This is a genomic window from Alkalilimnicola ehrlichii (assembly GCF_003399765.1).
Taxonomy (GTDB): domain Bacteria; phylum Pseudomonadota; class Gammaproteobacteria; order Nitrococcales; family AK92; genus AK92.
Genome location: NZ_NFZV01000002.1, coordinates 261,594 through 272,802 on the forward strand (window position 1 = coordinate 261,594; position 11,209 = coordinate 272,802).

Consider the following 11,209-nt stretch of genomic DNA (forward strand, 5'->3'; position numbering starts at 1 on the left):
GGCTCCCTTGCCGCCAGCGAATACCGCACTTTACGCCTCTAACGAACGGTTGGCCCAGACAGGATCGTTAACCGGATACAAAACGCCGAGGTTGAAACTACAGCAGCTGTAATAGCCTGCCGCGCAGTTAACCAAGCGAGGGCGAGGCGACGCTTGCCGACAAAGCTCGCCATGGCGAACGACCTGTTCGATCCAGGGTTCGGAAGCTCGGCTTTGGCGGCGAAACGCACCGTATCTCGCCAGCTGCAGCCATCGATCGTACCAATCGAACACTATTTCTGTACCGGCTCGATTTATCGCCAACCAACGCTGCAACCAGAACGTATACATACCCCATCTCCTCCTGGTCTGCCTAAACATTGGCTACCAGTGCAGAGAAATGTATTCCAGCCGCCGACCCAAATTGCTTACCGAACGGCCACAAAGCTAGGTTAACGGCCGGCTCATAACAGAATTTTAGCTCCTATTTAGAGATATGGGCGCATATGCGGTTACGTCCAGCTTTTTTGCTACATAGAGCGCCTTATCGGCCTCCAGGGCGAGGCTAACGGCGTCTTTCGCTCCCGGAAACGAGGCCACCCCGCCGCTGAATGTCGCCACAAAACCGCCTCCGGAGGTGAATTGTCGGATTTTGCTAAAACTAACCCGGATTTCATCAAGAATGCTGCGTGCTTCGCGCTCATCGGCATCAACCAAGATAACGGCGAACTCCTCGCCGCCATAGCGACCGATATAATCCGTTTTCCGCAAGCGCTGTTTAAGCACCCGTGCCAGCGTTTTAATAACCCTGTCGCCAACATGGTGGCCGTAGGTATCGTTAACCGACTTGAAGTGATCGATATCCAGCATCGCAAAGGCCAACGTCGTACCATGACGGGCGGCGCGCGCGACCTCGCTATGCAGTTGTTCCTTGATACGGGTGTGGTTTAATAATCCCGTCAGGTTGTCGGTAAGCATAAACGTACGCAGGTTACGCGCACGCTCGGCCCTAATGGCCACTGACCGAATCAAATGTGCCGGATTAATCGGCTTAGTGAGAAAATCGTCGCCACCGAGGCTCATCGCATCGAGTTGCCGGTCGATTTCGGTTTCCGCCGACAGGTAGACGATGGGAATACTGGCAAAACGCGGAAACTGCCGGATAACCCGAGCTAACTCCATCCCGTTACAGCCCGGCATATACATATCCATCAAGACCAAATCAGCGGCGTTCTCCGCCAATACGTCGAGCAAATCCATGGGATCGCTGACCACCGTCGGTACCATGCCGGCTTTGCTCAATAACGTAGAAAAATAGGTCGCCTGCGTGGCGCTATCTTCGACGATAATAATATGAAACGGTTCTTGCTCATGCTCGGCGGAGAGTTGATCGAGCTGATCGATCAACTCATGCATATCGAAGGGTTTGACCAAATAGGCGTCGACCCCGGCCCGCGCGGCAGCCAGGCGAGACTCCAGATCGGCTTGCTCGCTCAATAGAATAATCGGCAAGCCACGGCTAATCGAAGCCCTGAGTTGGCGACAGGCCGCGGCCAGTTCCAAACGGTCGTGCAACGGCTCTAAGTCCATCACCACCGCATGCGGTTGATATTGGCGCGCTAATCGTACTAGCTCGCCAAAGCTGCCGATGGTAAGAACGCGATAACCGAAATGCTCGACTTGGTATGCAACATCGCGAGCTAGACGCGCATGCGGCTCCAGGATGAAGACCATCGCGCTATGCTCCGCGGCCTCGGCATCGTCCTCCGCACTCTCCCCATCCGCTTTCGCCAGCAAATCCGGCGGCTCTCCGCTGAGGCGAATGACCGCTTGAATATAGTCCCGCAGAATATCCTTGAACTCGCCGGTCAGCGGCTCGAGATCATGCACCGCGGGGCTGAGCATCACCTCCATAATGCTGGCAAGATCCGCCACCTTCGGATAACCCGCAGCCGGCGCTTCCAGGGCTAGCTGGCGAGTCTCGTGCAACATGCCCTCCAAGGCGGAGGTACGAGGCTGCCCGTCATGAACCTCTAACCAAAGCCGCTCAAGTTCGGCTACGCGGTTAGCGACGCTGCCCCCTCCTTGAGGTTGCCCCGATTCGTCGCCCCAGTCTGTCACAGCATCCCCCTAGTATCGACATGTTTCCGGACAAGTGCCCCGCTTACCCGAACACGTCCACAGCCACAACGTTATGCTTACTGAATCAAGACTCAGAAAAACAGCACCGTGCGCAACCAGTCATCAGCGGATAACGCATGACGCCCACGTGAATAGCATTATGTTTTTGTAGTAGTACATAGATTTCAAGTAACGACTCATGCTTCCATGGACGAGTCCATTAGAAGTTTAGCCGCACCTAATATCTAAAGGAGATGCCGACGTCTTATTTCCTTGGGCCTCTATTCGCGTGGCGAGTCTGTCGACCGGTTGCCACAGGGCTGCGGAAACCCTAGGGAATTAATCAGGTTCTCCTACAATGTTAAGCATGATACGAAACGCCCTACCAGCACAAGGGGGCAGCTCAAGTTTTAGCCCCTTCGGTCGTCAATAAGGGAGTAAGCGAAGTACTAAATGTTCGGTTCCGGCGACGCCGTATCTTTGACAGAGGCACAATGAGCATGACCAAGGCATCCGCCAGGTTCACATCCCTATTCAATAGGAAAAACGCGAGCTTAGGCGCGCAAAGCTCCGAACCCGTTGAAAAAACGTTACCTCAACTGGACACAGCGCAGCGACCGACCCCCACAGCCCCCCAGGTCGATCCAGCAGTTGCTACTTCGCTTAACGAGATTCACGCAAAATCGCCCAGCAGGTGGCGGGCTTGAACACGTTGACGGCGCTTGCCCGGCAATTGGCCGACAGCACCGACACGACCATCACAGAATCGTCTCGTGCCAGCGATACCAGCGAAGCGGTTTCGCAGGAAATCGAACAATCCCGCGAAACGACTCGGCGCTCGCTGCAGGAAATCGAACAACTGAGCACGGCGGTGACGGAGATCGAAGCGCAGCTGGGCGCGCTTAGCAGTGCGCTGCAAGGCGTCGCCGAAGTCGCTAACGGTATTACCACCATCGCTCGCCAAACCAATCTCCTTGCGCTCAACGCGACCATCGAAGCGACGCGAGCCGGCGAAATCGGTAAAGCTTTCGCAGTAGTCGCAGAGCACGTCAAAGTGCTGGCCAAGCAGACCGGCGACGCAACCAGCGATATTCATACCATTTTGAACGAGTTGACCCAGCTCATCGAGGTACTGCTCGGCCAAGGCGGCGAAGCCACGGTAGCGGCGCAAGCAGTACGCGAAGGTACGCTAGGGATCGACGAGGTGCTGGACGCTGTCGCCAGTGCTGTCCAGGATGTAGAAACAGAGGCTGCCCGTATCGCTTCCGCGCTAAGCGATATGCGTAACGGTTGCAACACGGGAATCGCAAGGCTTGAGCACCTGGTCGAGAATACGCAAAGTCGGCCGAATCGATCGAGCGGACAACGCGGGATAACAGCCCCGCCGGCATCGAGCATTTACTCCGCGAGGGTCTCGCACCGCTACATGGACAGGCCAATCAACTGGTCCAGGTGAACGAGGCGTATGCCGAAGTCGCCGAAAGCAGCAAACTCGTCGATGTCGCGGCGCGTAATGCGCAACACGTCGCCTCTACCGCCGCCAACGATCTCGATAAACTCAGTACCACGGCCAACGGGGTTTTAAAGGATATCGACACCCTACACCACTCGGTCGACACCATTAACAGCCGGCTACTGAACCTTAACGAAGCCCTTAACCGCATTAGTAAGGTAGCCCGCGGCATCGCCGATATTGCCAAGCAAACCAATCTACTGGCGCTGAATGCCACGATAGAAGCAGCCCGGGTCGGTAATGCCGGCAGAGGCTTTGCAACGGTAGCCGAAGAGGTCAAGGATCTCGCCGGCCGAACGGCAGAGGCCACCGCGAGTATCGACAGCACGTTGGAACAGCTCCGTCAGCAAGCCGAACAGCTCACCGCGCAAGGCTCGCTAAGCCTGCAACGGGCCGAAACGGTCCGCGCCGGAACGCGCGAGGTAAGCAACGTGGTGGATATGGTCGCGAGCAGCATGTCGAAAGCGAATCAGAACGCCACGCGCATTGTCGATGTGGCGCCGGAATTAGAGCAGACGTGCGGCCATGTCATTCAGGCGTTGGAGCCTACCGCCAATAGCGCGACCGACATCGTTCAGGCATTGGATCGTTTAAACAAAACGGCTCTGCGTCGCTAAGGAAGCCTTAACCGGCTTGCTTGCCGTCGGCTAAGCAGGAACGGAAACTCAAAGGAAAAAGCCCCGGTGCTAACGACCGGGGCCCGATCTTACATAAAACCGAGTTGAAACTTCGCCGCTTCGGACATTTTCTCCATCGACCAAGGCGGCTCCCACACCAACTCAACCTCGGCCGACTGCACATCCGGCACCTGCTCTACCGCGCTTTTAATCATGCCGGGCATGGTGCCTGCCACCGGGCAGGTCGGTGCAGTCAACGTCATTTGAATGTCGACATGCCCTTCTTCGTCGATTTCGCAGTCGTAAATCAAGCCCAGTTCGAATACATCAACCGGAATTTCGGGATCGTATACCGATTTCAGCGCAGCGGTGACCTGCTCTCGCAACTCCTCGTTACCGCCACGAACAATCGTCGCTTCATCCGACATAGCTTGGGAAGCCCTCTTTACTCGCTGCTCGCTTCCGATTCGCCTTCCAAGGCGGCATGCAAAGCGTGCCAAGCCAAGGTAGCGCACTTCACCCTGCTCGGGTAATCGCGCACCCCCGCCAGCACCGCAAGCTTGCCTAAATTTGCGTCCAACGGCCGGCTACTATCGACCAACAACGCATGGAAGGACTGAAACAAGGCCTCGGCTTCCGCCAAGGTTTTACCTTCCAGGCTCTCCGTCATAATCGACGCGGAAGCGGTGGAAATAGCGCAACCCTCGCCTTGAAAACCGACCTCTTTGATTCGATCCCCTTCCACATTGACGTATACATGCACCTGGTCGCCGCACAGGGGGTTATAGCCGGCGGCATCATGACTGCATGGATCGATCGCCCGAAAGTTACGCGGCTTCCGGTTATGATCGAGGATCACCTCTTGATACAGGTCGCTTAACTCCGACATCGGCCTACTTGCACACGCCTCCTTGTTTTAGGCGAAAAGCTTACGCACTTTCTCAAGCGCTTCGACCAGCTTATCGACTTCGGCCCGCGTGTTATAAAGGCCAAACGAAGCCCGGGCCGTAGCCGGGACCTGAAAACGTTGCATGACCGGCTGCGCGCAATGATGCCCGGCCCGGATGGCAATCCCAGAGCGATCCAGAATCGTGCCGATATCGTGCGGATGCGCGCAATCCATAATAAAAGACACTACGCCGGCTTTCTCCGGTGCGGTACCAAGCAGCCGCAAGCCAGGGATTTGGCTCAAACGCTCGGTAGCATAAACCAGCAAGTCGTGTTCGTGCGCCGCCACCGCCTCCAGCCCCAACGAGCGCAGGTAGCGAATGGCCACACCCATACCGATGACACCGCAAATATTCGGCGTACCGGCCTCGAAACGCTGCGGCGGGTCGGCATACTCGGTCTTCTCGAAACTGACCGAGCGTATCATGTCGCCACCGCCATGATACGGCGGCATCTCTTTTAACCATCGGCTCTTGCCGTATAGCGCACCGACCCCGCTCGGACCGTAAATCTTATGGCCGGAGAAGACATAAAAGTCGCAATCCAGGGCCTGCACATCGACGCTCATATGCGGCACTGCCTGGGCACCGTCGAGCAACACCGGCACGTCGCGCTCATGCGCTAGCGCAATCATTTCCCGCACCGGATTGATCGTGCCGAGCGCATTGGATACGTGCACCACGCTAACGAAGCGGGTCCGCTCGGACAGCAGCGCTTCGAAGTCTTCCAGACGGATGCTGCCATCGTCCTGCACCGGCACAACCTTAAGAACGGCACCGGTTTCCTCGCCCAACATCTGCCAAGGCACAATGTTGGAATGATGCTCCATACCGGTGACGATGATCTCGTCGCCGGCCCGCAAACGCGGCCTCACGAAGCTCGATGCCACCAGATTGACGCCTTCCGTCGCCCCCCGGGTGAAGACGATCTCTTTCTCGCTCGCCGCATTGAGAAACGAGCGCACCTCTTCCCGCACCGCCTCGTATTGCGTCGTCAGATGCTCGGAGAGCATGTGCACGCCGCGATGGATATTGGCGTAGTCTTCCCGGTAGCAAGCAGCAACCGCCTCGATAACGACCGTTGGTTTCTGCGCACTAGCGGCGCTATCGAGATACACCAACGGCTTACCGTGCACCTGCCGGTTGAGGATCGGGAAATCCTCCCGTACACGGTCGACATCGAAGCGCGTCGCCGTCTCGGTCGCCAGAGGATGCGTTTCGGCCGTGGTCATACCATCTCCCTAACCGTCTCGTCGCCCGGCAAGCGGGCAAATAGCAGCTCACGCACATAGTCGCGGACGGCGCTCACCCGAATCGGCTCCAACTGCTCGGCAGCGAAGGCGTAGGTCATCAAGCCTTGCGCGTCGGCCTGACCGATACCGCGCGAGCGCAGATAAAACAGCGCATCCCGATCCAGCTCACCGACTGTGGAGCCGTGCGCGGCTTTCACGTCGTCGGTGAAAATTTCCAGACGCGGGTTGGAATGCGCCAAGGCGCGCTTGCTCAGCAGCAAGTTACGATTCTCCTGCTGGGCATCGGTTTTCGCGGCACCGACCGCCACATTCACCAAACCGTCATAGACGGCTTCTGATTTACCGTCGAGAACCCCTTTGAACCGCTGGCGGCTGGCACAGTGCCCCACCCGGTGCTCGACCCAGGTGTGGTGATCGCTGTATTGACCATCACCGGTCAAGTACAAGCCGTTAAGCTCGGCGTCGGCACCCTCGCCGTTCAACCGCAGGAACACTTCCGTACGAGCGAACTGGCCGCCGCTAGCGACCGAGTTACCGTTAAAGCGACCGTCCCGCGCCACATCAACAGCGACGCAGCTGATATGGAAAGCGGCATCGCCCTCTTCTTGAATCTTGTACCACTCCAAGCCGGCATTGGCGCCAATCACCAATTCGGTAACCGGGCAGGTCAAATACATTGTGTCCGCCGGACCGCGATAATGCTCAACCAGGCGAGCTTCGGCATTATCCTCCGCCACCACCAACAACCGCGGGTAAGCCGCCTGCCCTGCCGTTTCGCTGCGAGCGAAATCAAGCACGATCGGCCGCTCCAACACGGCACCGGCTTTCAGGTGCACCACCACGCCATCGGCCGCAAAGGCGGTATTGAGGGCAGCGAACGGATGCTCCGCATCCAGCTGCCGGTCCAGGTACTGCTCCAACAACGGATCGCCCCAAGCCTCGGCCAACCGCTGGATCGACACGCCTTGTGGCAAGTCGCCCAACGCGGAGGCGGCGCTATCGAAGCGACCATCGACAAACACCAGCCGAATCGCATCCGCGACTGCGAGGGCACTACTACCGACGGTGCCACCCGACTGAGCGAGCACGAAATGCTGCTGACCCAGCACGTGCATATTAGCGTTTCGCCAAGCTTCCTGGCGGCGCGTCGGGAACCCTAAGCGTTCGAAACGCTCGATCGCCGCCTGCCGGCGCTTGCTCAACCAAGCCGGCTCGCTGCTACGCTCCCCGGCCCGGCGCTCGAACTCCTCAAGGTACACGCTATGCTGCTGTTCCAAGGCTTGTCCCATGCGCTTCTCTCCGTCCGCGGCCCTTAGGCGGCATTCTCGTCAAACAAGGCATAACCGGACTGCTCCAGCTCCTGCGCCAATTCTTTGCCGCCGGACTTCACGATCTGGCCCTTTACCAACACATGCACATAATCCGGCACGATATAGTTGAGCAGGCGCTGATAGTGAGTAATCAAGAGAAAACCGCGTTCGGGGCTACGCAACGCATTAACGCCATCGGAGACGGTGCGCAACGCATCGATGTCGAGACCGGAGTCGGTTTCGTCAAGCACGGCGAAGCGCGGCTCCAAAACCGCCATCTGGAAAATCTCGTTACGTTTTTCTCGCCGCCGGAGAAACCTTCGTTGACCGGACGATTCAGCAAGCTGTCATCGAGTTTGACCAGTTTGGTGCGTTCGCGGATCAGCTTGAGGAACTCCATAGCGTCCAGCTCGTCCTCGCCGCGGTATTTGCGAATGGCGTTCAGCGCAGCTTTGAGAAAGTACGTGTTGCTCACGCCCGGAATCTCGATCGGATACTGGAACCCTAGAAAGACGCCTTCGCGCGCCCTATCCTCCGGCTCCAGTTCCAGCAGATTTTGCCTTCGAAGATCACCTCGCCGTCGGTAACCTCGTAACCCTCATGGCCGGCCAGCACTTTTGCCAAAGTACTTTTACCCGAGCCGTTCGGGCCCATGATGGCATGCACCTCGCCCGGCCCAATCTCCAGATTGATGCCCTTTAGAATCTCGGTGCCGTCTACCGTTGCATGCAGGTTCTTAATCGTCAGCATAGCTGCTGTCATCACTCCGTATCGAAAACCAAAATTCGCTCGCCCTTCCGGCTTAGCCGACGCTATCTTCCAGCGTCACCTCAAGCAGATTCTGCGCTTCCACCGCGAACTCCATCGGCAAGGTGCGGAACACTTCTTTACAAAAACCGTTCACGATCAAGCTGACGGCGTCTTCTTCGCTAATACCGCGCTGCTTGCAGTAGAAAATCTGCTCTTCGCCGATTTTCGACGTAGTTGCCTCGTGCTCAAGCTGAGCGGTCGGGTTCTGCACGTCGATGTACGGGGAAGGTGTGCGCCTCGCACGTATCGCTCATCAGCATAGAATCGCACTGCGAGTAGTTGCGCGCGCCTTCCGCCGTCGGCAGGATCTTCACCAGCCCGCGATAGCTTTGCTGACCGTGGCCGGCGGAAATGCCTTTAGAGACGATGGTGGAGCGCGTGTTCTTGCCCATGTGAATCATCTTGGTGCCGGTATCGGCCTGCTGTTTACCGCGACTGACCGCCACCGAGTAGAACTCGCCTACGGAGTTGTCGCCGCGCAGCACACAGCTGGGATACTTCCACGTGATCGCCGAACCGGTTTCCACCTGCGTCCAGGAAATTTTCGAGTTACGCCCTTTGCAGAGGCCGCGCTTGGTGACGAAGTTATAAATACCGCCCCGACCCTCTTCGTCGCCCGGATACCAGTTCTGCACCGTGGAATATTTGATCTCGGCATCGTCCAAGGCGACCAGTTCCACCACTGCCGCATGCAGTTGGTTCTCGTCGCGCATCGGCGCGGTGCAGCCTTCCAGGTAGCTGACGTAGGCGCCGTCTTCGGCGACGATCAGCGTCCGCTCGAACTGCCCCGTGTTGGCCGCGTTCATGCGGAAGTACGTGGAAAGCTCCATCGGGCAGCGCACGCCCTTGGGAATAAACACGAAAGAGCCGTCGGAGAACACGGCCGAGTTCAGTGCGGCGAAGTAGTTATCCGTTTTCGGCACGACCGAACCCAGGTACTTACGCACCAGCTCCGGGTGTTCCTGTACCGCTTCGGAGAAGGAGCAGAAAATAATGCCCTGCTCGGCCAATTTACCCTTATAGCTGGTTGCCACCGATACCGAGTCGAAAACGGCATCGACCGCCACGCCGGCCAGGACTTCCCGCTCGTGTAGCGGAATACCCAGCTTCTCATAGGTTTCCAACAGTTTCGGATCGACTTCGTCCAGGCTCTTGGGGCGATCCTCGTCGCTCTTGGGCGCCGCGAAATAAGAAATAGCCTGATAGTCGATCTTCGGATAGTTCACCCGCGCCCAGTCCGGCTCCGGCATTTCCAGCCATTTGCGGTAAGCTTCCAGGCGCCATTCGAGCAACCACTCCGGCTCGTTCTTTTTGGCCGAAATGAAACGAACGACGTCTTCGTTCAGACCCGGCGGGAGCGATTCCTGCTCGATGTCGGTTACAAATCCGTACTCATAACCACGTTGAGTAATCTCTTCCAGGGTCTTGCTGCTGGCAGACATGAGCGGCTCCGATTAGCTGCTGTGGATCGTTGCTCCGGCGAGCACCGATCCTTTAGTCAAAATTCGAAAGCGAGACAAACACTTCACTGGGGCGCACGTTGGCGCCCGGATCAGGCAAAGGCTTCGTCATATCCGCAAGCGTGATGCCTTCCAGAGCACGCTGTACGACTTGATTGATACGGTTCCAGTTGGTGCTGACGACGCATTGCCCGCTGTACTGACAACTGGCATCGCCTCCCTCGACGCAATCGGTTAGCGCGATGGGCCCTTCCATTGCCGCCACAATGTCGGCCACCGTAATCTCCTGAGCCGACCGAGCTAAGCCGTACCCGCCCTTTGCCCCGCGGTAGGATACCAGCAAGCCAGCTTTAGCCAAGTGCTTCAGGATTTTGCTAACAACGGGCTGCGGCAATCCGCGCTGCTCGGCCAACCAAGCGGCGTTATAACGCCGATCCGTATCCATAGCCATCAGGCTGAGGATGACGACGCCGTAATCCGTTTCGCGGTTGATCCGAATCATAGGTGCGATTCTACCTTAATCCGTACCGAATTGGTACTAATTAGAGACCATGAATAGACAGGTTAGTTCGGTGGGGTGGGGTTGGCTAGCGCCGCGATCGTTGGGAGGCGCGCGGCGCGCGCGGTATACTAACATTATAAATTTGTGTTTATCGTGTAGTAGGGAGTTTTCATCTTATCGGGGGATCGGTCGATCGCCGGTGGTTAAGGGTGGTGCGCTGCGCGTGATTGGTTTGGAAGGCGGGGTTCCGCCCCCCAAACCAATCGCGCGAAGCGCACAACTCTCACACCAACAACACAAAAACAAAACAAACCACAACAACACAAGGACCAACAACAATGCGAACAACTCGACAGCACACCCTAGCGACCCTAACCATCCTCGCCACCAGCGTGCTATTAAGCGCCTGCGGCACAACCGACGGACAGCTACAATCGATGATCGAGGAAACCCGGCGCGATGCGGCAGTCGCCACGCATACGGCGGAAGAGGCCAAGCAGCAGGCGGCGCAAGCGCAGCGGCTGGCAGAGGATGCTATGGCCCGCTCCGAACGCGTCGGCGCGCAGGCACAGCAGATCGACGAGCAATTCGAAGGCTCGCCGATGAGCAGGACAATTGGTTTTATTTAACGGCGGGAATAAATAAGACAAAAAAGTTGGGCCTTGCGGCGCCAACCTACCGCAACGATGCCGGGTAG

The 11,209-nt window shown here is 57.6% G+C and carries 10 protein-coding genes and 2 pseudogenes; 3 read left to right on the plus strand and 9 right to left on the minus strand.

Annotated elements, in window-relative coordinates:
- Window positions 1–30: 30 nt before the first annotated feature.
- Window positions 31–330, minus strand: coding sequence for a hypothetical protein (locus CAI21_RS03570; protein WP_116301021.1), 300 nt, complete (start codon window positions 328–330; stop codon window positions 31–33).
- A gap of 126 nt (window positions 331–456) precedes the next feature.
- A complete protein-coding gene (locus tag CAI21_RS03575; RefSeq protein ID WP_116301022.1) occupies window positions 457–2,100 on the minus strand; it encodes a GGDEF domain-containing response regulator in 1,644 nt (547 codons plus the stop codon).
- A 703-nt stretch (window positions 2,101–2,803) separates the two neighbouring features.
- Between CAI21_RS03575 and CAI21_RS03580 the strand changes: the two genes are divergently transcribed.
- On the plus strand, window positions 2,804–3,556 hold the full coding sequence (locus CAI21_RS03580) for a methyl-accepting chemotaxis protein (RefSeq protein WP_181919245.1): 753 nt from the start codon (window positions 2,804–2,806) through the stop codon (window positions 3,554–3,556).
- The gene (locus CAI21_RS03585) at window positions 3,553–4,230 is read left to right on the plus strand and encodes a methyl-accepting chemotaxis protein (RefSeq protein WP_181919246.1); all 678 of its coding nucleotides are present in this window, start codon (window positions 3,553–3,555) and stop codon (window positions 4,228–4,230) included. Before CAI21_RS03580 ends, CAI21_RS03585 begins: the two co-directional genes overlap by 4 nt.
- Window positions 4,231–4,319: 89 nt before the next feature.
- On the opposite strand, the gene CAI21_RS03590 is transcribed toward CAI21_RS03585, so the two are convergent.
- From CAI21_RS03590 to CAI21_RS03620, 7 genes and pseudogenes are all read right to left on the minus strand, one after another.
- Complete coding sequence (locus CAI21_RS03590; RefSeq protein WP_116301025.1) at window positions 4,320–4,658, minus strand: SUF system Fe-S cluster assembly protein; 339 nt, start codon at window positions 4,656–4,658, stop codon at window positions 4,320–4,322.
- Between the two features lie 17 nt (window positions 4,659–4,675).
- Window positions 4,676–5,119 carry a Fe-S cluster assembly sulfur transfer protein SufU gene (gene sufU / locus CAI21_RS03595; protein WP_116301026.1) on the minus strand — a complete coding sequence of 148 codons (444 nt, stop codon included), beginning with the start codon at window positions 5,117–5,119 and terminating at the stop codon, window positions 4,676–4,678.
- 27 nt (window positions 5,120–5,146) lie between these two features.
- The gene (locus CAI21_RS03600) at window positions 5,147–6,409 is read right to left on the minus strand and encodes a cysteine desulfurase (RefSeq protein ID WP_116301027.1); all 1,263 of its coding nucleotides are present in this window, start codon (window positions 6,407–6,409) and stop codon (window positions 5,147–5,149) included.
- A complete protein-coding gene (sufD, locus tag CAI21_RS03605) occupies window positions 6,406–7,719 on the minus strand; it encodes a Fe-S cluster assembly protein SufD (RefSeq protein WP_116301028.1) in 1,314 nt (437 codons plus the stop codon). The genes CAI21_RS03600 and sufD overlap by 4 nt, the downstream gene beginning before the upstream one ends.
- A gap of 23 nt (window positions 7,720–7,742) precedes the next feature.
- Window positions 7,743–8,490: pseudogene (gene sufC / locus CAI21_RS03610) on the minus strand (Fe-S cluster assembly ATPase SufC).
- A gap of 52 nt (window positions 8,491–8,542) precedes the next feature.
- A pseudogene (gene sufB / locus CAI21_RS03615) lies at window positions 8,543–9,992 on the minus strand (Fe-S cluster assembly protein SufB).
- Between the two features lie 52 nt (window positions 9,993–10,044).
- Window positions 10,045–10,512, minus strand: coding sequence for an SUF system Fe-S cluster assembly regulator (locus CAI21_RS03620; RefSeq protein WP_116301029.1), 468 nt, complete (start codon window positions 10,510–10,512; stop codon window positions 10,045–10,047).
- A 338-nt stretch (window positions 10,513–10,850) separates the two neighbouring features.
- Here CAI21_RS03620 and CAI21_RS03625 point away from each other — a divergent pair, with 338 nt between their 5' ends.
- On the plus strand, window positions 10,851–11,141 hold the full coding sequence (locus CAI21_RS03625; protein WP_116301030.1) for an alanine-zipper protein: 291 nt from the start codon (window positions 10,851–10,853) through the stop codon (window positions 11,139–11,141).
- Window positions 11,142–11,209: the final 68 nt, after the last annotated feature.